This is a genomic window from Spirillospora sp. NPDC049024 (assembly GCF_040649235.1).
In the GTDB taxonomy this organism is placed as follows: domain Bacteria; phylum Actinomycetota; class Actinomycetes; order Streptosporangiales; family Streptosporangiaceae; genus Spirillospora.
Window position 1 is genome coordinate 22,135 of the sequence record NZ_JBEZFD010000036.1, and the last position, 23,344, is coordinate 45,478.

At 76.3% G+C, this 23,344-nt stretch carries 23 protein-coding genes; 15 read left to right on the forward strand and 8 right to left on the reverse strand.

Annotation, left to right across the window (positions count from 1 at the left end; all coding sequences use genetic code 11):
* Positions 1 to 46: 46 nt before the first annotated feature.
* A complete protein-coding gene (locus AB0C21_RS40620) occupies positions 47 to 1,480 on the forward strand; it encodes an aldehyde dehydrogenase family protein (protein ID WP_500211590.1) in 1,434 nt (477 codons plus the stop codon).
* A 3-nt stretch (positions 1,481 to 1,483) separates the two neighbouring features.
* Here the strand turns inward: AB0C21_RS40620 and AB0C21_RS40625 are convergent, their stop codons facing one another.
* Together AB0C21_RS40625 and AB0C21_RS40630 are read right to left on the reverse strand one after the other, a co-directional pair.
* Entirely contained in the window at positions 1,484 to 2,077 is a 594-nt protein-coding gene (locus tag AB0C21_RS40625; RefSeq protein WP_500211592.1) for a TetR/AcrR family transcriptional regulator, read from the reverse strand.
* 25 nt (positions 2,078 to 2,102) lie between these two features.
* Positions 2,103 to 3,335, reverse strand: coding sequence for an ROK family protein (locus tag AB0C21_RS40630; protein WP_500211594.1), 1,233 nt, complete (start codon positions 3,333 to 3,335; stop codon positions 2,103 to 2,105).
* A 196-nt stretch (positions 3,336 to 3,531) separates the two neighbouring features.
* On the opposite strand from AB0C21_RS40630, the gene AB0C21_RS40635 reads away from it, so the two are divergent.
* Entirely contained in the window at positions 3,532 to 6,747 is a 3,216-nt protein-coding gene (locus tag AB0C21_RS40635; protein ID WP_500211595.1) for an acetyl-CoA carboxylase family protein, read from the forward strand.
* On the opposite strand, the gene AB0C21_RS40640 is transcribed toward AB0C21_RS40635, so the two are convergent.
* A complete protein-coding gene (locus AB0C21_RS40640) occupies positions 6,680 to 7,525 on the reverse strand; it encodes an ATP-binding cassette domain-containing protein (RefSeq protein WP_500211597.1) in 846 nt (281 codons plus the stop codon). The two genes, AB0C21_RS40635 and AB0C21_RS40640, sit on opposite strands and share 68 nt — an antisense overlap.
* A gap of 93 nt (positions 7,526 to 7,618) precedes the next feature.
* The gene (locus tag AB0C21_RS40645; RefSeq protein WP_500211599.1) at positions 7,619 to 8,437 is read right to left on the reverse strand and encodes an SDR family NAD(P)-dependent oxidoreductase; all 819 of its coding nucleotides are present in this window, start codon (positions 8,435 to 8,437) and stop codon (positions 7,619 to 7,621) included.
* 153 nt (positions 8,438 to 8,590) lie between these two features.
* On the opposite strand from AB0C21_RS40645, the gene AB0C21_RS40650 reads away from it, so the two are divergent.
* Positions 8,591 to 10,624: a HelD family protein gene (locus AB0C21_RS40650; RefSeq protein ID WP_500211601.1), complete on the forward strand. Its 2,034-nt coding sequence runs from the start codon at positions 8,591 to 8,593 to the stop codon at positions 10,622 to 10,624.
* An 18-nt stretch (positions 10,625 to 10,642) separates the two neighbouring features.
* On the opposite strand, the gene AB0C21_RS40655 is transcribed toward AB0C21_RS40650, so the two are convergent.
* Positions 10,643 to 11,236, reverse strand: a complete 594-nt coding sequence (locus AB0C21_RS40655) for a TetR/AcrR family transcriptional regulator (protein ID WP_500211603.1) — start codon at positions 11,234 to 11,236, stop codon at positions 10,643 to 10,645.
* Between the two features lie 81 nt (positions 11,237 to 11,317).
* On the opposite strand from AB0C21_RS40655, the gene AB0C21_RS40660 reads away from it, so the two are divergent.
* The 4 genes from AB0C21_RS40660 (at position 11,318) to AB0C21_RS40675 (ending at position 14,577) form a co-directional block, all read left to right on the forward strand.
* The gene (locus tag AB0C21_RS40660; protein ID WP_500211605.1) at positions 11,318 to 11,716 is read left to right on the forward strand and encodes a nuclear transport factor 2 family protein; all 399 of its coding nucleotides are present in this window, start codon (positions 11,318 to 11,320) and stop codon (positions 11,714 to 11,716) included.
* On the forward strand, positions 11,713 to 12,129 hold the full coding sequence (locus tag AB0C21_RS40665) for a nuclear transport factor 2 family protein (RefSeq protein ID WP_500211606.1): 417 nt from the start codon (positions 11,713 to 11,715) through the stop codon (positions 12,127 to 12,129). The genes AB0C21_RS40660 and AB0C21_RS40665 overlap by 4 nt, the downstream gene beginning before the upstream one ends.
* 184 nt (positions 12,130 to 12,313) lie before the next feature.
* Positions 12,314 to 13,507, forward strand: a complete 1,194-nt coding sequence (locus AB0C21_RS40670; protein WP_500211607.1) for an acyl-CoA dehydrogenase family protein — start codon at positions 12,314 to 12,316, stop codon at positions 13,505 to 13,507.
* Positions 13,504 to 14,577, forward strand: a complete 1,074-nt coding sequence (locus AB0C21_RS40675; RefSeq protein WP_500211608.1) for an acyl-CoA dehydrogenase family protein — start codon at positions 13,504 to 13,506, stop codon at positions 14,575 to 14,577. The genes AB0C21_RS40670 and AB0C21_RS40675 overlap by 4 nt, the downstream gene beginning before the upstream one ends.
* Positions 14,578 to 14,619: 42 nt before the next feature.
* On the opposite strand, the gene AB0C21_RS40680 is transcribed toward AB0C21_RS40675, so the two are convergent.
* The 3 genes from AB0C21_RS40680 to AB0C21_RS40690 are packed head-to-tail and all read right to left on the reverse strand — an operon-like array spanning position 14,620 to position 16,728.
* Complete coding sequence (locus tag AB0C21_RS40680) at positions 14,620 to 15,477, reverse strand: 1-aminocyclopropane-1-carboxylate deaminase/D-cysteine desulfhydrase (protein WP_500211610.1); 858 nt, start codon at positions 15,475 to 15,477, stop codon at positions 14,620 to 14,622.
* Complete coding sequence (locus tag AB0C21_RS40685) at positions 15,474 to 16,115, reverse strand: adenylate kinase family protein (RefSeq protein WP_149258620.1); 642 nt, start codon at positions 16,113 to 16,115, stop codon at positions 15,474 to 15,476. The genes AB0C21_RS40680 and AB0C21_RS40685 overlap by 4 nt, the downstream gene beginning before the upstream one ends.
* Positions 16,116 to 16,173: 58 nt before the next feature.
* On the reverse strand, positions 16,174 to 16,728 hold the full coding sequence (locus AB0C21_RS40690) for a universal stress protein (RefSeq protein ID WP_160160876.1): 555 nt from the start codon (positions 16,726 to 16,728) through the stop codon (positions 16,174 to 16,176).
* A gap of 179 nt (positions 16,729 to 16,907) precedes the next feature.
* Here AB0C21_RS40690 and AB0C21_RS40695 point away from each other — a divergent pair, with 179 nt between their 5' ends.
* The 8 genes from AB0C21_RS40695 (at position 16,908) to pcaC (ending at position 23,327) form a co-directional block, all read left to right on the forward strand.
* Positions 16,908 to 17,405: an XdhC family protein gene (locus AB0C21_RS40695; RefSeq protein ID WP_500211611.1), complete on the forward strand. Its 498-nt coding sequence runs from the start codon at positions 16,908 to 16,910 to the stop codon at positions 17,403 to 17,405.
* Between the two features lie 13 nt (positions 17,406 to 17,418).
* Positions 17,419 to 18,504 carry an alcohol dehydrogenase catalytic domain-containing protein gene (locus AB0C21_RS40700; protein ID WP_500211613.1) on the forward strand — a complete coding sequence of 362 codons (1,086 nt, stop codon included), beginning with the start codon at positions 17,419 to 17,421 and terminating at the stop codon, positions 18,502 to 18,504.
* 99 nt (positions 18,505 to 18,603) lie between these two features.
* Positions 18,604 to 19,590 (forward strand): sigma-70 family RNA polymerase sigma factor, encoded by a 987-nt coding sequence (locus AB0C21_RS40705; RefSeq protein WP_500211614.1) that lies wholly within the window; start codon positions 18,604 to 18,606, stop codon positions 19,588 to 19,590.
* A 79-nt stretch (positions 19,591 to 19,669) separates the two neighbouring features.
* Entirely contained in the window at positions 19,670 to 20,395 is a 726-nt protein-coding gene (gene pcaH / locus AB0C21_RS40710; protein ID WP_500211616.1) for a protocatechuate 3,4-dioxygenase subunit beta, read from the forward strand.
* Positions 20,395 to 20,958 (forward strand): protocatechuate 3,4-dioxygenase subunit alpha, encoded by a 564-nt coding sequence (gene pcaG / locus AB0C21_RS40715; RefSeq protein ID WP_500211617.1) that lies wholly within the window; start codon positions 20,395 to 20,397, stop codon positions 20,956 to 20,958. Before pcaH ends, pcaG begins: the two co-directional genes overlap by 1 nt.
* Positions 20,948 to 22,171 (forward strand): 3-carboxy-cis,cis-muconate cycloisomerase, encoded by a 1,224-nt coding sequence (pcaB, locus tag AB0C21_RS40720; RefSeq protein WP_500211619.1) that lies wholly within the window; start codon positions 20,948 to 20,950, stop codon positions 22,169 to 22,171. The genes pcaG and pcaB overlap by 11 nt, the downstream gene beginning before the upstream one ends.
* Entirely contained in the window at positions 22,168 to 22,941 is a 774-nt protein-coding gene (pcaD, locus tag AB0C21_RS40725; RefSeq protein WP_500211621.1) for a 3-oxoadipate enol-lactonase, read from the forward strand. The genes pcaB and pcaD overlap by 4 nt, the downstream gene beginning before the upstream one ends.
* A complete protein-coding gene (gene pcaC, locus AB0C21_RS40730; RefSeq protein ID WP_500211623.1) occupies positions 22,938 to 23,327 on the forward strand; it encodes a 4-carboxymuconolactone decarboxylase in 390 nt (129 codons plus the stop codon). Before pcaD ends, pcaC begins: the two co-directional genes overlap by 4 nt.
* Positions 23,328 to 23,344 lie beyond the last annotated feature (17 nt).

Sequence of the window (23,344 nt, forward strand, 5' to 3'; positions counted from 1 at the left end):
GCACCGGGGGACCGGCGGGGGGATCCGACGACGGGAGGGGGAGGCCATGCGGCCGCGCGACAGGTGGATGCTGGCCGGCGGACGGTGGAGCCAGGGGACCGGGGAGGAGACGTTCACGGTGACCGATCCGGCGACCGGCGAACCGCTCGGGGTGGTGGCCGCCTCGTCGGCGGCGGACGTGGACACGGCCGTGGCGGCGGCCCGCGGCGCCGCGCCCGGCTGGGCCGCCGCGCCGGCCGCCGAGCGGGGCGCGGCCCTGCACGCGGCCGCGCGCGCGGTCGAGGAGCGCGTGGACGAGCTGGCCGCCCTGGTGACCGCGGAGATGGGCAAGCCCACCGGTGACGCCCTCGGCGGCGTGGAGGCCGGCATCGGGACCCTGCGCCAGTACGCCGAACTGGGGCCGCTGCACGGTGGGCGCAGCCTCCAGGGCGGGCGGGACGCCGCCGACTTCATGGTCCGCGAGCCGTGGGGCGTCGTCGCCGCGATCACGCCGTGGAACGACCCGGTCGCGATCGCCTGCGGCCTGGTCGGCGCGGCCGTGGCGACGGGCAACACCGTCGTCCACAAGCCGTCCGAGCGGACGCCCCACACCGGCGCGATGCTCGCCGAGCTGATCGCGGGATGCCTGCCCGACGGGGTCCTGAACATGGTCACCGGCGGCGGCGCGGTCGGCGAGGCCCTCGCCGGGCACCCGGGCGCCGACGTCGTCGCGCACGTCGGCTCCACCCGCGCCGGCCGCCGCATCGCCGAACTGGCCGCCCGGACGGGCGCGAGGACCGTCCTGGAGAACGGCGGGGCCGACCCCCTGATCGTGGACGCCGGCGTCGACCCGGCATGGGCCGCCGAGCAGGCCGCGCTCGGCTGCTTCGCCAACGCCGGCCAGATCTGCACCTCGGTCGAGCGCGTCTACGTGCACGAGGCCGTCGCCGAGCCGTTCCTGGACGCGCTCACCGCCCGCGCGCGGGACCTGCGCATGGGGCCGGGCGCCGACCCGTCCACCGAGCTCGGGCCGCTCGTCGACGAGCGCCACCGCACCCAGGTCCACCAGCAGGTGGAGAAGGCCCTCGCCGACGGGGCGCGGGCCCTGACCGGCGCGCGCCTGCCCGGGGGACCCGGCTCCTTCTACCCGGCGACCGTGCTCGCCGGCTGCGCCGACCACATGGCGGTCATGGCGGAGGAGACCTTCGGCCCCGTCGCGCCCGTGCGCACCGTGGCCGGGTTCGATCAGGCGCTGGAGGCCGCGCGCCGGTCCCGCTACGGCCTCGCCGCGACCGTCCTCACCCGCGACATGGCGCACGCGCAGGCCGCCTGGCGCACGCTGGACGCCGGCACCGTGAAGATCAACGCGGTGTTCGGCGGCGCTCCCGGCGGCGCCGCCACCCCGCGCCGCGCCAGCGGCCACGGGTTCGGCTACGGCCCCGAGCTCCTGGACGAGATGACCGCGGTCAAGGTCGTCCACATCCAGAGCGACGTCCCCTGACCGTCAGCCGCCGTCCCGGACCGGGGGCCGCGCGGTGGCGGCCATGTAGCGGGTCACCATGCGGGCGACGAAGTGGGCGAACACCTCCGGTGGCCCGGACGGCAGCATGATGTGGCTCATCGTCAGGCGCACCGCCGCGTCGGCGATCTCGGTGAGCGCCTCCCGGTCCAGATCCGGCCACTGGCGCAGGGCGTGCTCGGCGATGCGGGCGCTGGCGGCGAACAGCACCGGCTCCGCCTGCGTGGTGAGCAGCGGCAGCATCTCGTCGCCGCCCGCGCCCGTGAGCACCGCCTTCTTCAGCTGGTCGTCGGCGGAGGTCTCCAGCGAGAACACCACCGCGGCGACCACCGCGGAGTACAGGTCGTCGTGCTCGGACAGCACGGCGTCGATGCCGTCGAGGTAGCGCTCGTTGTCGCGGATCACGACCGCCTGCGCGAGGCCCCACTTGTCGCCGAACTCGTTGTAGACGGTCTGCCGGCTGACCCCGGCGGCGGCGGCGACGTCGCGCATCCGGACGGCGCGGTAGCCGCGCTCCACCAGGAGGTCTGCCGCGGCGTCCAGCAGGGATTCGCGCACGGAACGGCCGGCGGTGCCCATGTGTCGTCGCCCTCCAGGATGCTGGTCAGAAGACCATTATCCCCCGCGGGCCGCCGCCGGGCCATCGCGCGCCCGCCGGGTCGCCGCCGTCGAGCAGGTGCGCGAGCGGGAGGGTGGCCGCGCCGACGGCGACCGCCTCGGGCCCGAGGCGGCACAGGTCGACGGAGGTCCGCGCGAACGGGTGCCGCAGCGCGTAGGCGGCGGCCGCCGCGGTGATCCGGTCCAGCATCCGGCCGCCGATCAGCAGCCCGGCCCAGCCGCCGATGATGATCTTCTCCGGGCCGAACAGGTTGACCAGGTCGGCGATGCCCGCGCCGAGGTGCTCGGCGACGTCGTCGCGCAGGGCGGCCGCCGCCGCGGACGGGTCGGCCAGCAGCGCGGCGAGGGCCGCCTCCTCGCCCGTCCCGGCCGGGCCGCCCGCCGCCCGGTACCGTTCCCGGAGGGCGGCCGCGCCGACGTAGGCCTCCAGGCAGCCGCGGGAGCCGCACCGGCACCGCGCGCCGCCGACCCGGGACGTCGTGTGGCCCCACTCGCCCGCACTGCCCGCCGCGCCCCGGTACGGCGAGCCGTCGATCATCACGGCGGCGCCGACCCCGGAGCCGATGAGGACGACGACGGCGTCGCGGTGCCCGCGCCCGGCGCCGAGCCACATCTCGGCCTGGCCGAGCGACGTCGCGCCGTTGTCGACGAACAGCGGCAGGCGGGTGCCCTCGCGCAGCATCCGCTCCAGCGGCACGCCGTCCCAGCCGATGGTCTGGCAGTGCACGACCGCCTCCGGGCCGTGCTCGACCACGCCGGGGACGCCCACGCCGACCCCGATGACGGACGCCGGGTCGACCGAGGCGCCGTCGATCACCGCCGGCAGGCCGTCCAGGACGTGCCGGACGACGGCGCGCTCGTCGTGCCCGCCGTCCCCGAGCGGCAGGTCGGCCTTGGCGAGCCGGGTCAGCGCCAGGTCGAACAGCTCGACCACCACGCGCGTCTCGCCGACGTCGACGCCGACGAGGTGGCCGTACCCGGCCGCGGCCTTCAGCAGCACCCGCGGCCGGCCGCCGTCGGACTCGACGCTGCCCGCCTCCACGACGAGCCCGGCGCCGATCAGTTCGCCCACCACGTTGCTGACCGAGGCGGGGCTGAGCCCGGTCTCGCGGGCGAGGTCCTGGCGGCTGAGCGGCCCGTCGAAGTACAGCCGCCGCAGCAGCACCGACCGGTTGGCGCGGCGCAGGTCGCGCACGGTCCTCCGGCGCCGTTCCGGCATCGGCCCCCCTCGTCCCGCGGCGGGTCGCCTCCCCGCGGCCTCCCAGGTCGTGACCCGCCATTATGTCCGCTTGGAACACGGTGGGGAACAGGCCCCGATCCCGTCGTCCGCCCGCGCCGGGGCATCCGGGCGCGGCCCCCCGCGCCCCGCTCTCTAGAGTGAGGGCCGACCGGCTCAGGCGAGGTGAGGAGGCCGGGTGGGCGGGATCCTTGTGGCCAACCGGGGAGAGGTCGCGCTGCGGGTCGTCCGGGCCGCGGCCGAGCTGGGGCTGCGGACGGTCGCCGTGCGCACCCGCGACGACGCGGCCTCACCGCACACCAGGCGCGCCGACGAGACGCGCGTCCTGCCCGGCGAGGGCGCCGCGGGATACCTCGACGCCGACGCGCTCATCGCCGCCGCCAAGGACGCCGGCGCCACCGCCGTCCACCCCGGCTACGGCTTCCTGAGCGAGAACGCGGGCTTCGCCGCCGGCTGCGCCGCGGCCGGGCTCACCTTCGTCGGGCCGCCGCCGGAACTGCTGGAGCTGTTCGGCGACAAGACCGCGTCGCGCGGCCTGGCACGGGAGGCGGGCGTCCCCGTGGCCCCCGGCACGCCCGGCGCCGTGAGCCCCGCCGGCGCGGAGGCGTTCGCCCGCGAGCACGGCGCCGTCGTGCTCAAGGCGCTCGCGGGCGGCGGCGGGCGCGGCATGCGCGTCGTCACCGATCCCGCGGCCGTGGCGGACGCCTACGAGCGGTGCCGGTCGGAGGCGCTCGCCTCCTTCGGCAGCGGGGAGCTGTACGCCGAGAAGTACGTGCCGAGCGCGCGCCACATCGAGGTCCAGGTCGCGGGCGACGGGTCCGGCGCCGTCACCCACCTGTGGGAGCGCGACTGCAGCGTCCAGCGCCGCCACCAGAAGCTGATCGAGATCGCCCCCGCGCCGGCGCTGCCCGGCGCCGTCAGGGACGCGCTGCTGGACGCCGCGCTGCGCCTCGCGGCCCGGGTCCGCTACGCCGGGCTCGGCACCTTCGAGTTCCTCGTCGACGGCGAGGAGTTCTGGTTCCTGGAGGCCAACCCGAGGCTCCAGGTCGAGCACACCGTCACCGAGGAGATCACCGGCGTCGACCTGGTGAAGGCGCAGATCAGGCTGGCGATGGGGGAGGACCTCGCCGGGGTGGGCCTGGCCGCGCCGCCGCCGGCGGCCGGCTGCGCCGTCCAGGTGCGCGTCAACGCCGAGACGATCGCCGCGGACGGGACGCCGCGCCCGAGCGCCGGAACGCTCACCGCGTTCGCGCCGCCGTCCGGTCCCGGCGTGCGCGTCGACACCCACGGGTACGCCGGCTACCGCACCAGCCCGCGCTACGACCCGCTGCTCGCCAAGGTCATCGCCCGCGCCGAGGACCTGCCCTCGGCCGCCGCCCGCGCCCACGGCGCGCTCGGCGAGTTCGAGATCGCGGGCGTCGCCACGAGCATCCCGCTGCTGCAGGGCGTGCTGCGCCACCCCGGGTTCACCGCCGGCGGGGCCCGCACGTCCTTCGTCGCCGACCACCTGGCCGAGCTGCTGGAGAGCGAGCACCGCCGGTACTACGTCGAGACGGCCCCGGCCGCCGGAGCGCCCCAGGCGCAGGCCGCCCCGGACGCGCCGCCCGGCACCGTCGCCGTCCCCGCGCCGATGCAGGGGACGGTCGTGAGCGTGGAGGTGTCCGAAGGCGACCTCGTCCGGGCGGGCGCGCCGGTGCTGGTCCTCGAGGCCATGAAGATGGAGCACGTCGTCCGCGCGGGGGAGGCGGGCATCGTCCGGGCCCTGGCCGCCGCGCCCGGCGAGACCGTCGCCGAGGGCGCCCCGCTGCTGTTCACCGAGCCCGCCGAGGCGGGCGGCGACCACGCCGCCGAGGACGAGGCGGCCGACCTGGACCTCATCCGCGCCGACCTTGCCGAGACGCTGCGCCGCCACGAGACCGGGCTCGACGCCGCCCGCCCCGAGGCGGTCGCCAAGCGGCACGCGCGCGGCCGCCGCACCGCGCGGGAGAACATCGGCGACCTGTGCGACCCCGGCACGTTCGTCGAGTACGGCGCCCTCGCCATCGCCGCGCAGCGGCAGCGCCGCTCCCTGGACGACCTCATCGAGCGCACCCCCGCCGACGGCATGGTCTGCGGCATCGGGGACGTCGACGGCGCGCAGGCGGTCGTCATGTCCTACGACTACACGGTCCTCGCCGGGACGCAGGGCCACCAGAACCACCGCAAGACCGACCGGATGCTCGACATCGCCCACCGCCGCCGCCTGCCGCTGGTGCTGTTCGCCGAGGGCGGCGGGGGACGCCCCGGCGACACCGACACCACCGCCGTCTCCGGCCTGGACGTGACGACGTTCCACGCGATGGGGCGGCTCAGCGGCGCCGTCCCGTCGGTGGGCATCGCGAGCGGCCGCTGCTTCGCGGGCAACGCGGCCCTGCTCGGCTGCTGCGACGTCATCGTCGCCACCCGCGACGCCAACATCGGCATGGGCGGCCCCGCCATGATCGAGGGCGGCGGCCTCGGCGTCTTCACGCCCGAGGAGATCGGCCCGGTCGGCGACCAGGAACCGAACGGCGTCATCGACATCGTGGTGGACGACGAGGCCGAGGCGGTCCGGGCGGCCCGCCGCTACCTGTCCTACTTCCGGGGCCCGGTGGACGACTGGACCTGCGACGACCAGCGGATCCTGCGGCACGTCGTCCCGGAGAACCGGATGCGCGCCTACGACGTCCGCCGCGCCGTCGCCCACCTCGCCGACACCGGGTCGGTGCTGGAGCTGCGCCGGGCGTTCGGCGTCGGGATCATCACCGCGCTGGTGCGGATCGAGGGCCGCCCGCTGGGCCTGATCGCCAGCAACCCGGCGCACCTCGGCGGCGCCATCGACCGCGACGCCGCCGACAAGGCCGCCCGGTTCCTGCAGCTGTGCGACGCGCACGGCCTGCCGGTCGTGTCGCTGTGCGACACCCCGGGCTTCATGGTCGGCCCGGACGCCGAGCGCACCGCCACCGTCCGGCACTTCAGCCGCCTGTTCGTCATCGGCGCCAACCTGCGCGTCCCGATCGTCACGGTCGTCCTCCGCAAGGGGTACGGGCTCGGCGCGCAGGCCATGGCGGGCGGAGGGTTCAAGGCGCCGCTCGCGACCCTCGCCTGGCCCACCGGCGAGATCGGCGGCATGGGGCTGGAGGGCGCCGTCCGGCTCGGGTTCCGCAAGGAACTGGAAGCCGCCGAGGACCCGCAGGCGATGTTCGAGCAGATGGTCGCCGCCGCCTACGAGTACGGCAAGGCGCTCCACGCCGCCACGGTGTTCGAACTGGACGACGTCATCGACCCGGCCGAGACGCGGCGGTGGATCACCGCAGTGCTGGCCGCCGCACCGCCGGCCGACGACCGTCCCCGCCCGTGGATCGACACGTGGTGAGGGCCGGGCCGGCGCGGTAGGCGTCGCGCACCCGGGGATCGGCCCGCACCTCCGCCGGGGGGCCGGCCGCGATCATCCTGCCGCCGTCGAGCACGTGCAGGACGTCGCACACCCCGAGCAGGGCCTCGATCTCGTCCTCGACGACCAGCACCGCCAGCCCCTCCTCGGCCAGGTCCCGGAGCAGGACCTCCAGCGCCCGCGCGTGCCGCACCGGAAGGCCCGCCCACGGCTCGTCCAGGACGAGCACGGCCGGTTCGGCGGCGAGTGCCCGCGCCAGGTCCACCAGCCCGGCGACGCCGGGCGGCGCGTCGCGGACGGGCGTGTCCGCATGGTCGTCGATGCCGAGGCGGGCGAGGAGGGCGGCGGAGACGGCGCCCGCGCCGCGGCGCGCGTCCCAGCGGCGCCGCCACCGGTCCCGCGCCGTGCGTCCCGGGTGCTCCCGCGTCATCGCGTGCCTGGCCGCGGCGGCCTGGACGCTCTCGCGCACGGTCGCCGCGCCCGCCGCGCCCGTCCGCTGGAAGGTGCGGGCGATGCCGCGCCGGGCCCGCTCCCGCGCCGCGCTGCGCGTCAGGTCGGCGCCGTCGAGAAGCACGCTCCCCGCCGCCGGGCGCCGCAGCCCCGTGATCACGTCGCAGAGCGTCGTCTTGCCCGCGCCGCTCGGGCCGGCGAGGCCGGTGACCGCGCCGGGCGGGACGGTGAGCCCCGCCGCGTCGACCGCCGTCAGCCGCCCGAAGCGGACCGTCACGTCGCGCACCCGCAGGCCCCGCGCAGCGGCCATGGCACCCGCCCCCTCGCGCCTCGTGTGATGTGGATCACTGGGAGGCCACACCCTACTGAGGGAGCGCGGGCGGCGGCAACGCACCGCGGAGGGTCAGGGCGCCGCGGGTCCGGACGGGCGCGTCGCCAGGCGGTCGCGGGTCCACTCCTTGACCCCGGCGACGAACGCCTCGACGTCGGCGGCCTTGCCGGAGGCCATCTCGCCGAACCAGTCGGGCACGTACCGCTCGAACCGCCCGCTCTCCAGGACCTCCAGCACGGCCGCGGCCACCTCCCGCGGCGGCAGGGCGTCCGACACGTCGCTGAGCGGCGGCTCGTTGCCGGGGAGGGTGAACAGCTCCGTCCCGGCGACGAGCGCGGGCTGGATCACGTGGACCCCCACGCCCGTGCCGTCCAGGTCGACCGCCATGCTCTCCCAGAACGCCGTGAGCGCGGCCTTGGACGCGGAGTAGGCCGCCTCGTGCGGCGGGCCGAGCCGCGCCGCGACCGAGCCGACCGCCACCAGGTGCCCGCCGCCGCGCGCGAGCATGCCGGGCAGCAGCGCCAGCGTGAGCCGCACGGGGGACAGGTAGTTGAGCCGCATCACCTCGTCGGCGTCGGCGGCCGAAAGGTCCTGGACGCGGCGCCGCTTCGGCATCCCCGCGTTGTTGACCAGCACGTCGACGCCGCCGAGCTCGCGCTCGGCCTCCGCGGCGAGGTCGGCGACCGCGTCGAGGTCGGCGAGGTCGGCCGCCCACATCGCCGACTCCGGGGCGTGCTCGCGGCACCGGGACAGCACCTCCGAGAGCCTGTCCTTGCGCCGCGCCACCAGCCCGACCCGTGCCCCGGCGGCGGCGAGCGCCTCCGCCACCACGGCGCCGATGCCCGACGAGGCTCCCGTGACCAAAGCGGACCGTCCGGTGAGAGTCGCCATGCGTACCAACGTCACACACCCCGCGCCCACCGGCAAGGCGCAGCGCCGCCGCCCCCGGAAGCGTGTTCCGCGAAATGTCCGGCGCCGCCCGCTCCGGATCGGTAAGGTCGTGGGTTTCGCCCCCACCACCCTCGCAGCCGGAGGTCTGTCCGCATGCCCGCCGAGCCCGCCGACCCTTCCGAAACCGCGGTCCTCGCAGCCGAACGCGCCCACCTCGCCGAGTCCCGCGCCGCGCTGCGCCGGATGCGCGAGCACGCCGAAGGCCTCAGCGCCGACGTCGCCGCCGACTGGGTCTCCAGGCAGTTCCTCGAGTCGCTCCTCGACCAGCGGGTCAGAGCGCTCGCCGACCACCCCGAGACCCCGCTGTTCTTCGGCCGGATGGACCGCGGCGGCGAGGCCGGCCCCGACCTTCCCGCCGTGATGTACGTGGGGCGGCGGCACGTCCACGACGGCGACGAGGGGCGGCCCCTCGTCCTGGACTGGCGGGCCCCCGTGTCGCGGGCCTTCTACCAGGCCGGACCGGCGGACCCGATGGGCTGGCGGCTGCGGCGGCGCTTCGGCTTCCGGGCCGGCGAGCTGACCGCGTTCGAGGACGAGCCCCTCGACGGCGGCGGCACGCCGCCGGGTACGGGCCCGTCCCGGATCCTGACCGAGGAGATCGAGCGCCCCCGGACCGGCCCGATGCGCGACATCGTCGCCACCATCCAGCCCGAGCAGGACGTGATCGTCCGCGCCGACCTGCCCCGCAGCGTCTGCGTCCAGGGCGCGCCCGGCACCGGCAAGACGGCCGTCGGGCTGCACCGCGCCGCCTACCTGCTGTTCACGCACCGGGAGCGGCTGTCGCGGTCCGGCGTCCTCATCGTCGGGCCGAACCGCGCGTTCCTCGCCTACATCGCGGCGGTGCTGCCCGCGCTCGGCGAGGTCCGGGTCGAGCAGGCCACCATCGACGACCTGCTCGGCCCGCCGCTGGCCGGCGAGCCCGCGGACGCGGCCGCCCTCAAGGGCGACGCCCGGATGGCCGACGTGCTTCGCAAGGCGCTGTGGCTGCACGTCCGCAAACCGGAGGAGGGGCTCGTCGTCACCCGGGGCGCGGCGCGCTACCGGCTCGCCGACCACGAGATCCGCGAGACGGCCGCCGCGCTGCGCGGGACGACCCGCTACGGCGCGGGCCGGGCCGCGTTCGCGCAGCGCCTCGCGCACCAGGTCCTCGTGCGGATGGAGCGGCGCGGCGAGGCCCCCGACGACCGCGTCCAGGACCAGGTCGCGCGGAGCAGGCCGGTCAAGCAGGTCCTCGACGCGGTGTGGCCGAAGGTGACCCCCGAGCAGGTCCTGCACCGGCTGCTGTCGGACGCCGACCTGCTGCGCAGGGCCGCGAAGGGGGTGCTGGACGAGGACGAGCAGGCCGTCCTCCTGCGGGCCAAGGCCGCCCGCTCGCACCGCTCCGCCAAGTGGACCGCCGCCGACCGGGCCCTCCTGGACGAGCTGAACGACCTCATCGAGCGCACCGCCTCGCTCGGCCACCTGGTGGTGGACGAGGCGCAGGACCTGTCCGCCATGCAGCTGCGGGCGCTGGGCCGCCGCTGCGCGACGGGCTCGGCGACCGTCCTCGGCGACCTCGCGCAGGGCACGACCGCGTGGTCGGCGCGCTCGTGGAAGGAGGTCCTCACCCACCTCGGGCAGGACGGGGAGGTCACCGAGCTCACCCTCGGGTTCCGCGTTCCGGGGACCGTCCTCGACTTCGCCGCCCGCCTGCTCCCGCACATCGCGCCCGACCTGGAGCGGCCGCGCTCGCTGCGCCCCGGCGCGGGGGCGCTCACCGTGCGGCGCGTCCCCGACGTCGTCGCCGGGGCGGCCGAGGCCGCGCGCGCCGCCCTCGCCCGCCCCGGCTCGGTCGGCCTGATCGTCCCGGACGCGCGGGCGGACGAGCACGCGGCGGCGCTGGCGGCCGCCGGGCTGGAGCACGAGGTCCTCGGGCCCGAGTCCGAGGGCACCGGACGGCTGCTGGTGGTGCCCGCGACCCTGGCCAAGGGCCTGGAGTACGACCACGTGGTCGTCGCCGAGCCCGCCGCCATCGCCGCCGCCGAGACGCGCGGCCTCGCCCGCCTGTACGTGGTGCTGACCCGCGCCGTCACCACGCTGACCGTGCTCCACGAGGCCGACCTCCCCGCCGAGCTGGCGGAACCGTAGCCGACGGCCGGGCGGCCCCTACGCCCGCTCGGCCGCCCGGTCCCGGCACTCCCGCGGGCGCAGCCCGTCGAAGGCGATGCGGAGGACGTCGTCGCGGGCCCCGGCGCGTCCGGCGGCATAGGACATGCCGGCCAGCAGCGCCATGACCTCGCCGGGGCCGACGTCGGCCCTGACGGCGCCGGCGTCCTGCGCCCGTTCGAGGAGGACCCCGATGGCGGCCTTCAGGCCCGGCCCGGCGCGCCCGGTGGCCTCCCGGGCGTCGACGCCGGCCTCGGCCAGCGCCTCGGTGACGGCCTGCTTGGTCGCCGCCTGCGAGACCACCCGGGAGAAGAAGCCGAAGAACGCGGCACCCGGGTCGGCCGCGGACCGCAGCTCCCGCGCCTCGGCCGCCAGCCGCTCCAGCAGCGCGACGAGCACGGCCTCCAGAAGCGACTCCTTGGTGGGGAAGTGCCGGAACACCGTGCCGATGCCGACGCCCGCCTTGCGCGCCACCTCCTCGGTGGGGGCGGAGGTCCCCTGGACGGCGAAGACCTCCTCGGCCGCGGCGAGGACCTTGGCGCGATTGCGCAGGGCGTCGGCGCGCAGCGGTCTGCCGGAGGCGGGTGCAGTCATCGCGGCCTTCCGTTGACAAGTGGAGTACCGGCTCCGTATTTTCTCATCCGGAGCACGTACTCCGATTGTAGGGGAGATCGCATGTCAGAGTTCGCCAGCCCCCGGGCCGTCTTCCAGCGGCTGATCGACGGGATCATCGCGCGGCGGCCGGAGGGGCTGCCGCAGCTCTACGCGAAGGACGCGGTGGTCGTGCACCCGTTCGCCCACCCGGCCTCGCGCCTGGAGGGCCGCGAGGCGCTGCGCCGGCACTTCGCCCGGCTGGAGACGCTGCCGGTGGAGATGCAGGCGCGCAACGTCGTCGTGCACCAGACCGCCGACCCCGAGGTGATCATCGCGGAGTTCGAGTACGCGGGCCGCAACACCGAGAACGGGCGGGAGTTCGTCGTGCCGAACATCTTCGTCCTGCGGGTGCGCGACGGGCACATCGTGGAGTCCCGCGACTACGCCCACCACCGCGCGTTCGAGGAGGCGATGGCGTGACGCCTCCGGGCGCCCCGACCCCCCGCGAGGTGTTCGCGCGGCTCAGCGCGGGCATCTCGGCCGGGCGCTGGGACGAACTCGCGGCCCTCTACGCCGAGGACGCGGTCGTCGAGCAGCCGTTCGCCCTCCCGCCCGCGCCGCCGCGCCTGGAGGGGCGCGCAGAGATAGACCGGCACTTCCGCGCCGCCGCGCGCGGGCCCCTCGAACTGCGCGCCCGCGACGTGGTGGTGCATGAGACCGCCGACCCCGAGGTGATCGTCGCGGAGTTCGGCTACGACGGCCGCGTGGTCCCCCCGGGCCGCGCGTTCCGCGTGGCCAACATCCAGGTGCTGCGGGTGCGCGACGGGCTCATCGCCGAGACCCGCGACTACCACGACCATCCGGGCTTCGCGCGGGCGATGCGGGACGGCTGAGCCGGGGGACGGCCGAGCGGGACCCGGTGCGGACCGGCCGTGCCGGGCAGAGTCGTCCGGAACCGCCGGGAACGGGCGGTTGACTGGCCGTCCCGGCCGTTCCTAGGGTGGACTCGCCATACCGACCGGTTGGTATGTGCCGTTCCGGGTGGCCGCCGCCACCCACGCCCCGCGCGGAGTCCCCGTGAGCACAGCACCGCCCGACGCCGGCGAACTGAGCCGGCTGGTCGGCGAGTTCCTCGCCGGCCACGACCCCTCGGCGACCGAGCCGCTGGAGTTCCTGCGGGCCCGGTTCGACGCCGGGCTCGCCTGGGTCCACTACCCCGTGGGGCTCGGCGGGCTCGGCGCGCCGCGGCACCTGCAGCCCGCCGTCGACCGCGCCTTCGCCGAGGCCGGCGCCCCCACCAACCACCCCGAGCGCAACGGCATCGGGCTCGGCATGGCCGCCCCGACGATCCTCGCCTTCGGCACCGAGGAGCAGAAGCGCCGCTTCCTGCGTCCGCTGTGGACGGGCGAGGAGCTGTGGTGCCAGCTGTTCAGCGAGCCCGGCGCCGGCTCCGACCTCGCCGCGCTCGGCACCCGCGCGGTCCGCGACGGCGACGCCTGGACGGTCAACGGCCAGAAGGTGTGGACGTCCATGGCGCACGAGGCGCGCTGGGCGATCCTCGTCACCCGCACCGACCCGGACGTCCCCAAGCACCGCGGCATGACCTACTTCGTCTGCGACATGACCGCGCCGGGCGTCGAGGTCCGGCCGCTGCGGCAGATCACCGGCGAGGCCGAGTTCAACGAGGTCTTCCTCACCGACGTCCGGATCCCCGACGAGCACCGGCTCGGCGAGGTCGGGCAGGGCTGGCAGGTCTCCACCACGACGCTGATGAACGAGCGCGTCGCGATCGGCGGCCAGGCCATGCCGCGCGAGAGCGGCATGATCGGCGTCGTCGCCGCGCTCTGGCGGGACCGCCCCGAACTGCGCACCCCCGGCCTGCACGACGCCCTGCTGCGCGCGTGGGTGGAGACCGAGGCCGCCCGGCTCACCGGGGAGCGGCTGCGCCAGCAGCTCACCGCCGGGCAGCCCGGCCCCGAGGGGTCGGGCGCGAAGCTGGCCTTCGCCAAGCTCAACCAGGAGGTGTCCGGCCTGGAGCTGGAGCTGCTCGGCGAGGAGGGCCTGCGCTACGACGACTGGACGATGCGCCGCCCCACCGAGGTCGACTTCACCCGCCGCTCGCCCGGCTACCGCTACCTGCGCGCCAAGGGCAACTCCATCGAGGGCGGCACCTCGGAGATCCTGCGCAACATCATCGCCGAGCGCGTCCTCGGCCTGCCCGGCGAGATCCGCGTCGACAAGGACGTGGCCTGGAAGGACCTGCCCAGATGAGCGACCTGCTGTACGGGGAGATCGAGAACGACCTGCGCGCGAGCGTCCGGCAGGTGCTGGACGACAAGGCGCCCTGGACCTCCGTCCTCGCCGGCGTCGAGAAGGACGAGCCCTACGACGCGCCGCTGTGGCGGGCCGTCGCCGGCGGGCTCGGCTGCGCGGGCCTGCCGGTCCCCGAGGAGCTCGGCGGCGCCGGCGCCACCTGGCGCGAGACCGCCGTCGTGATGGAGGAGCTCGGCCGGGCCGCCGCGCCCGTCCCGTTCCTGACCAGCGCCGTGATCGCCACGGCGGCGCTGCAGGCCGCCGGGGAGCGGGAGCTGCTCGCGCGGCTGGCCGCCGGGGAGGCCGTCGCGGTCCTGGCGGTGCCGTTCAGCGCCGCGCCGGGCGACGTCCCCGCGACGGTCCGGGTCGCCGGCGGCGCGCTGACCGGCGAGGTCGCCAGCGTCGCCGACGGCATGGCCGCCGAGGTGCTCCTCGTCCCGGCCGGCGACGGCCTGTACGCGGTGGACGCCGCCGACGCCCGCCGCACCGCCGCCACCTCGCTCGACATGACCCGCCGGCTCGCCGACCTCGCCTTCTCCGGCGCCCCGGCGCGGCGCGTCGCCGAGGGGACCGGCGCCGTCACCGCCGCGCTGCGGACCGGCGCCGCGATGCTGGCGTCCGAGCAGCTCGGGCTCGCCGAGCGCTGCCTGGACGACACCGTCGCCTACGTGAGGACGCGCTACCAGTTCGGTCGCCCGGTCGGCTCCTACCAGGGCCTCAAGCACCGGCTCGCGGACCTGTGGACCTCGATCACCCAGGCCCGCGCGGTCGCCCGCCACGCCGCGTCCTGCGTCGCCGCGGACGACGCGGACGCGCCGGTCGCGGTCGCCGTGGCGCAGGCGCACTGCTCGGCGGTCGCCGTCAAGGCCGCCGAGGAGTGCGTGCAGATGCACGGCGGCATCGGCTTCACCTGGGAGCACCCGGCGCACCTCTACCTGAAGCGCGCCAAGGCCGACTCCATCGCGCTCGGCACCCCCGACCGGCACCGCGCGGCCCTCGCCGAGCTGGTGGACCTGCCTCCGGCCTGACGCCGGGACGGACGGCCCCGCCCCGGACGCGGGGCCGTCCGCCTAGCCGGTGATGACCGCCAGGATCCGGGCGCCCTCCGGGAACGCGCCGCGCTCGGCCAGCGCGAGGACGCCGAACATCATCTTGGCCGTGTAGATCCGGTCGAGGACGACCCCGTGCCGGCGGGCGAAGTCGTCGGCGAAGGCGTCCAGCTCCGGGGTCGTCCGCGCGTAGCCGCCGAAGTGGAAGCCGTCCTCGACGCTCCAGTCCCCCCGCCGCCCGCCGTAGGCCTCGTGCTGGAGGCGCTCCACCTCCGCGGTCATGAAGCCGCCCTTGAGCACCGCGAACCCGACGGCGCGCTGGCGCGGGGCCAGGCCGGCGGCGAGCCCGGCGAGCGTGCCTCCCGTCCCGCACGGGCAGCACACCACGTCGAACCCCGGGACCTCCGCGCCCAGCTCGGCGCAGCCCCGGAGGGCGAGCGGGTTGCTCCCGCCCTCGGGCAGGAGGTAGAAGTCGCCCCACCGCTCGCGCAGGGCCTCGACGACATCGGGCTCGTGCTTGCGCCGGTAGGTGGTGCGGTCCATGTAGGTGAGGCGCATGCCCATGCGCTCGGCGTGCGCGAGCGAGGCGTTCAGCGGCAGGTGCTCCTCCCCGCGGATCACGCCGATGGTCGCGAACCCGTGGATCCCGCCCGCCGCCGCCACGGCGCGGATGTGGTTGGAGTAGGCGCCGCCGAAGGTCAGGAGGGTCCCGTGCTCGCGCGCGGGCCCGATGTTGTGCCGGAGCTTGCGCCACTTGTTGCCCGGCAGCTCCGGGTGGACGAGATCGTCGCGCTTCAGGAAGAGCCGCAGGCCCCGGCGCGCCGCCCGCTCGTCCGCCAGCTCCACCACGGGGGGGGCCGGCTCGGGAGGAGGGGTCATGGCATCGGCAGGCCGAGCCTCTCGCGGAGCGTCCGCTGGACCTCCTCGATGCCCGGCCGCGCGTCGACGGTGACCACGTACTCCTTGCGGCCGAACAGCTCCAGGATCGGGTCGGTCCTCTCGTGGAAGTCGCGCAGCCGCTCGGTGAGCGCCTCCTCCGTGTCGTCCTCCCGGGGCACGAGCTTGCCCCCGCACACGTCGCAGCGCCCCTCCTGCGTCGGACGGTCCGCGATCAGGTTGTAGTCCATCCCGCACTCGGCGCACAGCCGCCGGGCCAGCACCCTGCGCCGTACCTCGTCGTCCGGCAGGTCCAGGTGGATCACGCCGTCGATGTCGTAGCTCTCCAGGAAGAACTCCGTCTGCCGCCGGCTGCGCGGGAACCCGTCGATGACGAACCCGTAGTTCCAGTCGTGCTGGGCCAGCCGCTCCCGCACGACGCTCTCCGCGAGGTCGTCGCCGACCAGCTCGCCGGCCGCCATGATGCGCCGCACCTGCGCGCCGAGCTTGGTGTGGTTCTTGACGTGCCAGCGGAAGATGTCGCCGACGCTGATGTGGACGATGTCCAGATCGCGCGCGAGCAGCCCCGACTGCGTCCCCTTGCCGCTGCCGGCAGCACCGATGATCACGTACTTGCGCATGGGGAGAGCCTATGCGCGCCGTCCCGGTCAGCGGTGGAGGCGCGGTCGGCGGGGGCGGTCAGAGGGGGAGGCGCAGGCGGCGGCCGAGGCGCCGGAAGCGGGAGTCGGGGACGCTCTCGGGCGACTCGTCCCGCACCGCCAGGCTCTCCAGCAGCGTGTCGAACGCGGGCGGGCGGACGCACACCAGGGTCGCGCGGGCCCTGCGGGCGCAGTGCAGTCGGACGGACGGCCGCAGCAGCCGGGAGAACGGGCCCCGGTCCCCGCGCCCGACGACCAGGATGTCGTCGTCGCCCGCCAGCCGCACGAGGGTCGCGCCGGGCTCCCCGACGAGGGCCAGGGCGGTCATGTCCACGCCCTCGGGCGGGCCGCCGCACACCTCCGCCAGGAGCCGGGCGACGAGCTCGGCGCCGGAGGCGCGCAGCGCCTCGGTGATGCCGCAGCCGAGCTGGCCCGCGGCCGACACGTGCGGGGGCAGCGGCGCGGCGTGCGCGACCAGCAGCGGCAGCCGGCGCAGCCGCGCCTCGCCGATCGCCCAGGAGAGGGCGCAGCGCGCGCCCGCGGAGTCGTCCACCCCCACCACGACGCGGGGCCCGCCCTCCGGTCTCGCGATCACGGTCCCTCCTGTGGCCGCCGGGTGACAGCAGTCTAGACAGAAGGCATACCCGTTCCTACGCGCGAGTTCCACGTTTGCGCGGCGGCGGTTCGCGGCGGATCTCCGGCGGACCGCGGCGAGCCGGCGGGCGAGGGCGTGGCCCCTGGACCATCCGGCGCCGCGCGGGGCAGACTTCGGGTATGGCCGCACCGCACGAGCACGACTCCTCCTGCGCCGTCGCGCACGGCGACGCCCAGCCCGACACGGGGGAGCGGACCCTGGTCGCGGTGTTCGCCGGGCCCGTCGCCGACCACCTCCTGCGCTACGCCGCCGACCTCGGCTACCGCACGTTCCTCGTCGACCCCGACAAGGACCGCGACGGCACCGCCGACCTGCCGCCCCTGGACGCCACCGCCGACGTCGTCGTCACCGACCACCACCGGCCCGAGCTCGGGCCCGTCCTGCGCGACGTGCTGACCCAGCCCGTCCGGTGGGTCGGCGTCATGGGCAACCCGCGGCATCCCGCCCCGCACATCCCGGCCCTCACCGAACTCGGCGTCCCGGCGGCCGACATCGCCCGCGTGCACCGCCCGATCGGCCTGAACATCGGCTCCAGGACCCCCGCCGAGATCGCCGTCGCGACCCTGGCCGGACTGATCGCCGACCGGAACGGCCGCCCCGGCGGCTTCGAGTTCTAGTGCGGGCGCCCTAGTGCAGGCGGTCGCCTACGACGCCTTCTGCGGCCCCCTGGAGATCCGCGAGCTGCCCGACCCGCGGGTGCCGCCCGGTGGCGCGGTGATCCGGGTCGAGGCCACGGGCGTCTGCCGGAGCGACTGGCACGGCTGGCAGGGCCACGACCCCGACATCCGCTCCTTCCCCCACGTCCCCGGGCACGAGCTGGCGGGCACGGTCGAGGAGGCCGGCGCGGGCGTCGCCGGCTTCCGGCCCGGCGACCGCGTGACCGTCCCGTTCGTGTGCGCCTGCGGACGCTGCGCGTCCTGCGCGGCGGGCGACCAGCAGGTCTGCGAGGCCCAGACCCAGCCCGGCTTCACCCACTGGGGGTCGTTCGCGCAGTACGTCGCGATCGACGCCGCCGAGGTGAACCTGGTCCGGCTCCCCGACGAGATGGCCTGCACCACCGCGGCCGCGCTCGGCTGCCGGTTCGCCACGGCGTTCCGCGCCGTCCTCGCGCAGGGCCGGGTGCGCGCGGGCGAGTGGCTCGCGGTGCACGGCTGCGGCGGCGTCGGGCTGTCGGCCGTCATGGTCGCCGCGGCGGCCGGGGCGCGGGTCGTGGCCGTCGACGTGTCGCCGCAGGCGCTGGAGCTGGCGCGCCGGTGCGGCGCGGCCGCCGTCGTCGACGCCTCCGCCCATGACGACGTGGGCGAGGCCGTGCGCGAGGCCGCCCACGGCGGCGCCCACGTGTCGCTGGACGTGCTCGGCAGCCCCGCCACGGCGCGCGCCTCGGTCGGGTCGCTGCGCCGGCGCGGCCGGCACGTCCAGGTCGGGCTGCTGCCGCCCGGCGCGGGCCGCGCCGACCTGCCGATGGAGCGGGTGATCGGCTGGGAGCTGGAGATCGTCGGCAGCCACGGGATGGCCGCCCACGCCTACGGCCCGATGATGGAGCTGGTCCGTGCCGGGACGCTGCGCCCCGACCTGCTGGTGGGCCGCGTCCTGGCGCTGGACGACGCTCCGGCCGCCCTCGCCGGGATGTCCGGCGCGGGCATCACGGTGATCGAACCCTGGCGGCGGCGGTCTTCCGACCACGGTTCCGGCCATGGTCACGGGCTTCGCGCGTAGGATCCGAGGAGACGCACGTGTTCTGTCGGTGGGCCCGCCTACGGTCGGAGGCGGTGGCGCCCGCCGCCCTCGCCGCCACGGCGATGCCGCCCAGCAGAGGTGACGACCACCATGCCGAACACCATCGAGACGGACCGCGACTTCCTGGCCCTCGCCGACCCCTACCGGCGGGAGCTGCTGGCGCACTGCTACCGGATGCTCGGCTCGATCCACGACGCCGAGGACCTCGTGCAGGAGACCTACCTGCGGGCGTGGCGCTCCTACGACGGCTTCGAGGGCCGGTCGTCGCTGCGCACCTGGCTGTACCGGATCGCCACCAACGTGTGCCTGACCGCGATCGACCAGCGCGGCCACCGGCCCATGCCGTCCGGGCTCGGGGCGCCGAGCGAGGAGCCCGAGCGGCCCGTGGTGGCCTCGGACGAGGTGCCGTGGCTGGAGCCCGCCCCCGACGCCCTGCTCGGCGGGGACGCCGCCGACCCGGCGACGATCGTCACCGCGCGCGAGAGCACCCGGCTGGCGTTCGTCGCGGCGCTGCAGCACCTGCCCGCCAAGCAGCGGGTCGTGCTGATCCTGCGCGACGTCCTGAAGTGGCGGGCCGCCGAGGTCGCCGAGCTGCTCGAGACCTCCACCGCCGCGGTCAACAGCGCGCTCCAGCGGGCGCGGGCGCAGCTGGAGGAGAACGCGCCCCTGCGCGACGAGCTGGTCGAGCCGACCGACCCCGGGCAGCGCGACCTCCTGGAGCGCTATGCGAAGGCGTTCGAGGACGCCGACATCGGCGGCCTGATCGAGCTGTTCAAGAAGGACGTCGTCTGGGAGATGCCGCCCTTCCCCGAGTGGTTCGTCGGCGCCGAGAACGCCGTCCGGCTCATCAGGGCGCAGTGCAGCCCCGGCCCCGGCGACATCCGGATGGTCCCCGCCGCCGCGAACGGGCAGCCCGCCTTCGGCCTCTACAAGCGCGACGCCGACGGCGTGCACAGCGCCTACCAGCTGCAGGTGCTGTCCATTACCGGTGACGGCGTCGCGCACGTCTCGGTGTTCTTCGACACGAGCCTGTTCCCGCTGTTCGGTCTGCCCGAGGCCCTCTGAGCCCTGCCCTCGCCTTCCACTGGGCGGAAGCCGCGATATGGTGCGCGCCGAGCCTGCTGCGAGGGTGGAGACCGCGGGGATGCTGCGACGTCCCCCCGCGGAGTGGGAATGGGGAAGGCCGAGCAGAAGGGATGAGGGCATGACGCACCCGCCGTACCTGTACCCGGGGTACAAGAGCACCGTGCTCCGCGCCCCCTCGCAGGACCTGGTCATGCCGAAGCTCGGCCCGGACAGCGTCGAGCTGGCCTCCCCGGTCTTCGGCCACCAGGAACTCGGGCGGCGGGACCACGACCTCACCGTCCAGCACGCGGGCGAGCCGCTCGGCGAGCGGATCGTCGTGGCCGGCCGCGTCCTCGACGGCGCGGGCCGCCCGGTGCGCGGCGCCCTCGTGGAGGTGTGGCAGGCCAACGCGGCCGGGCGGTACAACCACCTCGGCGATCTCCACCCGGCGCCGCTCGACCCCAACTTCACCGGCGCCGGGCGCTGCCTCACCGACGACGACGGCCGCTACCGGTTCGTCACGATCAAGCCGGGCGCCTACCCGTGGGGCAACCACCACAACGCGTGGCGGCCCGCCCACATCCACTTCTCGGTGTTCGGCACGGCGTTCACCCAGCGGCTCGTCACCCAGATGTACTTCCCCGGCGACCCGCTGTTCGCCCACGACCCGATCTTCCAGTCGATCCCCGACGAGCGGGACCGGCGGAAGCTGGTCTCGCGGTTCGACCTGGACACCACCACACCGGAGTGGGCCCTCGGCTACCAGTGGGACATCGTCCTCGGCGACACCCCGACGGAGGCCTGATGAGCACGCCCTCCCTCCCGCCCTCGGCCATGACGCCGTCGCAGACGGTCGGCCCCTTCTTCGGGTACGCGCTGCCGTACGAGGCGGGCCCGCAGGTGGTCCCGCCGTGGCGTCCCGACGCGATCCGGGTGCGCGGGCGCGTCCTGGACGGCGCGGGGCAGCCGGTGCCGGACGCGCTGCTGGAGATCTGGCAGGCCGACGAGAACGGCGAGATCGCCCGGCGCCCCGGCGGCATCGTGCGCGAGGGCCACGGCTTCTCCGGCTTCGGCCGGTGCGGCACCGACGCCGCCGGGGGCTACTGGTTCAGCACCGTCAAGCCCGGCGCGGTGGGCGGCGGCGCGCCCTACATCGCCGTGCTGGTCTTCGCCCGCGGCCTGCTCAAACCGGTCTTCACCCGGCTGTACTTCCCCGAGGACGAGGCCGCCCGTGCCGGCGACCCGCTGCTCGGCGCCGTCCCGGAGGAGCGGCGCGCCACGCTGGTCGCCGAACGCGAGGGCGAGCGGGAGTACCGGTTCGACGTCCGCCTCCAGGGCGAGCGGGAGACGGTCTTCCTTGCCTTCTGACGAGCACGTGCCGCCGCCCGGCGCGCACGGCTCCCCGGAGGGGCGCCGCCCGGCGCCGGACGCGGGGCTGCTGTCGCCCGTCCGGGCGGGGACGGAGGCCGAGGCCGCCACCAGCGACCTCGCCTACCTGACGGCCATGCTCGACGCGGAGGCGGCGCTCGCCCGCGCGCAGGCCCGGCTCGGCCTCGTCCCCGGCCCCGCCGCGGAGGCGATCACCGCCGCCGCCGCGGACCCGGACCGGTTCGACCTGCCCGGCATCGCCCGCCGGGCGCGCGGCTCCGGCAACCCCGTCGTGCCGCTGGTCGCCGACCTGCGCGCGCTCGCCGGCCCCGCGGGCGAGCACGTGCACAAGGGCGCCACCAGCCAGGACATCGCCGACACCGGCGCCATGCTCGTCGCGGCCCGCGCCAGGCGCGTCGTCCTCGCCCACCTCGACCGGGCACTGGACGCGCTGGCCGGGCTCGCGGCGCGGTACCGCGACACCCCCATGCCCGCCCGCACGCTCGGCCGGCAGGCGCTGCCGACGACGTTCGGCGCCAAGGCGGCGGGCTGGCTGATGGGCTGCCTGGAGGCCCGGGAGGGCCTCGCCGCGGTGCCGCTGCCCGTCCAGCTCGGCGGCCCGGCGGGGACCCTGGACGCCTTCGGCGACCGGGCGCTCGACCTCGTCGCCGCCTACGCGCGGGAGACGGGGCTGGCCTGCCCCGTCCTGCCGTGGCACACCCGCCGGACGCCGGTCGCCGGGCTCGCGGCGGCGCTGGCGGTGGCCGCCGGCGCCCTCGGCAAGATCGCCACCGACGTCTGGCTGCTGGCGCAGAGCGAGGTCGGCGAGGCCGCCGAGGCGGCGGGCGCGGGAAGGGGCGGCTCGTCGTCGATGCCGCACAAGCGCAACCCGGCGCTGTCGGCGCTGGTCAGGTCCGCCGCCCTGCAGGTCCCGGCGCAGGTCCAGGTGGTCCTCGCCGCGCAGGCCGCGCCGCACGAGCGGCCCGCGGGGGAGTGGCACGCCGAGTGGCAGCCGCTGCGCGAGTGCCTGCGGCTGACGGGCGGCGCCGCCGAGACGGCCGCCGAGCTGCTGGAGGGCCTGGAGGTGTCCACCGAGCGGATGCGCGCCGACCTCGACGACCTCCTGGACGTCCTCGGCGACGACCCCGGGACCGGCGCCGCGGCCGCCCTCGTCGGCCGGGCCCTCGACGCGTACCGCAGGAGCCGCACATGACCGCCGCACCCCGGCACCGCCTCGACGGGCCGGACGGCGCGCCCGTCGTCGTCCTCGGCCCGGCCCTCGGCACCACCATCGACCTGTGGCTGCCGCAGATGCCCGCGCTGACCCGCGCCTGGCGCGTGCTGCGCTACGACCTCCCCGGCCATGGCGGCGCGCCCCCGCCCGGCGGCCCGTTCACCGTCGAGGACCTCGCCGACGGGGTCGTCGCGCTGCTGGACGGCCTCGGCGTCGACCGGGCCGCGTACGCCGGGGTCTCGCTCGGCGGCGCGGTCGGGACGGCCCTCGCGCTGCGCGAACCGGACCGCGTAGCGAGCCTGGTCCTGTGCTGCACCTCCCCGCGCTTCGGCGACCCGGCCGCCTGGCACGAGCGCGCCGCGCTCGTGCGCCGCGAGGGCGTCGGCCCGGTCGCCGACACGGCGCCGGGACGCTGGTTCACGCCGTCCTTCACCGGCGCGGAGCCCTACGCGGCGATGCTGCGCGCGACCGATGCCGAGGGCTACGCGGGCTGCTGCGACGCCCTGGCCGCGTTCGACGCGACCGCGCGCCTCGGAGAGATCCGCGCGCCGACCCTGGTGCTCGCCGGCGCGCAGGACGGCCCGACGCCGCCGCGCGGCCACGCCGACCGGCTCGCCGCCGGCATCCCCGGCGCCGTCCTGACCGTGGTCGAGGGCGCCGGGCACCTGGCGACCGTCGAGCGCCCGGCCGAGGTCACCGAGGCGATCACCGCGCACCTGGACCGCACATGGAAGGGATCCCGCCGATGAGCGAGCGCCTGTCCGACGAGGAGCGGCACGAGCGGGGCATGAGGGCGCGGCGCGAGGTGCTCGGCGACGCCCACGTCGACCGCGCCGAGGCCCGCAAGGACGACTTCACCGCCGACTTCCAGGACCTGATCACCCGCTACGCGTGGGGCGAGGTGTGGAGCCGCCCCGGCCTCGACCGCAGGACCCGCAGCTGCATCACGCTGACCGCCATGGTCGCGGGCGGCCACCTGGACGAGCTGGCCATGCACGTGCGCGCCGCGCTCCGCAACGGCCTGACCCCCGACGAGATCGGGGAGGTGCTCCTGCAGACGGCGATCTATTGTGGAGTGCCCGCCGCGAACTCGGCGTTCGCCGTAGCCCAGCGGGTGCTCAGCGAAGACCGGTGACGGGCGTGAGCCTGGGC

Excerpts from the sequence above, each read along its gene's own strand:
- AB0C21_RS40625 (WP_500211592.1), bottom strand. The coding sequence starts at position 2,077 with ATGGGCACCGCCGGCCGTTCCGTGCGCGAATCCCTGCTGGACGCCGCG.
- AB0C21_RS40620 (WP_500211590.1), top strand. The coding sequence starts at position 47 with ATGCGGCCGCGCGACAGGTGGATGCTGGCCGGCGGACGGTGGAGCCAG.
- AB0C21_RS40680 (WP_500211610.1), bottom strand. The coding sequence starts at position 15,477 with ATGACCCCTCCTCCCGAGCCGGCCCCCCCCGTGGTGGAGCTGGCGGAC.
- pcaC (WP_500211623.1), top strand. The coding sequence starts at position 22,938 with ATGAGCGAGCGCCTGTCCGACGAGGAGCGGCACGAGCGGGGCATGAGG.
- AB0C21_RS40640 (WP_500211597.1), bottom strand. The coding sequence starts at position 7,525 with ATGGCCGCTGCGCGGGGCCTGCGGGTGCGCGACGTGACGGTCCGCTTC.
- AB0C21_RS40660 (WP_500211605.1), top strand. The coding sequence starts at position 11,318 with ATGTCAGAGTTCGCCAGCCCCCGGGCCGTCTTCCAGCGGCTGATCGAC.
- pcaH (WP_500211616.1), top strand. The coding sequence starts at position 19,670 with ATGCTGCGACGTCCCCCCGCGGAGTGGGAATGGGGAAGGCCGAGCAGA.
- AB0C21_RS40655 (WP_500211603.1), bottom strand. The coding sequence starts at position 11,236 with ATGACTGCACCCGCCTCCGGCAGACCGCTGCGCGCCGACGCCCTGCGC.
- AB0C21_RS40685 (WP_149258620.1), bottom strand. The coding sequence starts at position 16,115 with ATGCGCAAGTACGTGATCATCGGTGCTGCCGGCAGCGGCAAGGGGACG.
- AB0C21_RS40630 (WP_500211594.1), bottom strand. The coding sequence starts at position 3,335 with ATGCCGGAACGGCGCCGGAGGACCGTGCGCGACCTGCGCCGCGCCAAC.
- pcaD (WP_500211621.1), top strand. The coding sequence starts at position 22,168 with ATGACCGCCGCACCCCGGCACCGCCTCGACGGGCCGGACGGCGCGCCC.
- AB0C21_RS40650 (WP_500211601.1), top strand. The coding sequence starts at position 8,591 with ATGCCCGCCGAGCCCGCCGACCCTTCCGAAACCGCGGTCCTCGCAGCC.
- AB0C21_RS40695 (WP_500211611.1), top strand. The coding sequence starts at position 16,908 with ATGGCCGCACCGCACGAGCACGACTCCTCCTGCGCCGTCGCGCACGGC.
- AB0C21_RS40675 (WP_500211608.1), top strand. The coding sequence starts at position 13,504 with ATGAGCGACCTGCTGTACGGGGAGATCGAGAACGACCTGCGCGCGAGC.
- pcaG (WP_500211617.1), top strand. The coding sequence starts at position 20,395 with ATGAGCACGCCCTCCCTCCCGCCCTCGGCCATGACGCCGTCGCAGACG.
- AB0C21_RS40645 (WP_500211599.1), bottom strand. The coding sequence starts at position 8,437 with ATGGCGACTCTCACCGGACGGTCCGCTTTGGTCACGGGAGCCTCGTCG.